Source organism: Sulfobacillus sp. hq2 (assembly GCF_002903155.1).
GTDB lineage: Bacteria > Bacillota > Sulfobacillia > Sulfobacillales > Sulfobacillaceae > Sulfobacillus > Sulfobacillus thermotolerans.
This window is the reverse complement of record NZ_NWUL01000007.1, coordinates 1-578: the sequence shown is the minus strand read 5'-3', so window position 1 is coordinate 578 and position 578 is coordinate 1. Positions and strand designations below refer to the sequence as shown.

The window sequence follows — 578 nt, the reverse complement described above, 5'->3', positions numbered from 1 at the left end:
GTGGTATCAGCAGCTGCCCAATTCTTGGGACAAATATGGACAACCGCTATTCACGGCAGCCCCTTTCCGGAGGATCCTCGTGTGGAGGAAGAGCGGCTTACGAAGCGACTATCCGCTCCATCCCGGTTACTCCGGCCATTTCTAGCCGGTTGCAGGGTAGAGCCATCGATGCTGTGAGGTACGAAGCCTCTGCTTCTACACCGATGGCCCTGCCGGGGGAGAACCACTGGCCTCCCCGCCGTTTCCGGCATCCCCAGGCCGCTGATGACCGCTTGCCGCCTGTTTGGTGGTTAGCCGGTGCCCTTCTGGGCATCCCCCAAGGGGAAAACGGACCTCCCGATTCTCTGGTATCCGAACAGGGACTATGCCACTGTCCGGTTCGGGCCGGTTTTCGTCGCTTTTACGTTCCGGTTCTTCCGGCGAGTCGTGACCTTGCCCTGGGCCTCCCGGATCTGCTGCTCATGCCGCAATGTGGCGATGGAGGGGAAGATCTTGAGCCATTTCTTGCGCAGGTTCAAGGCCCCCACTAGGTCGGCATTGCCGCCCCAGCCACAGGCGTAGCAGCGGAACACGTCCTT

The 578-nt window shown here is 60.9% G+C and carries 1 protein-coding gene; it reads right to left on the bottom strand.

From position 1 onward, the window contains the following. Positions 1 to 362: 362 nt before the first annotated feature. Positions 363 to 578: hypothetical protein (locus CO251_RS17295; protein WP_158246094.1), on the bottom strand; the 216-nt coding region annotated here is incomplete at its 5' end.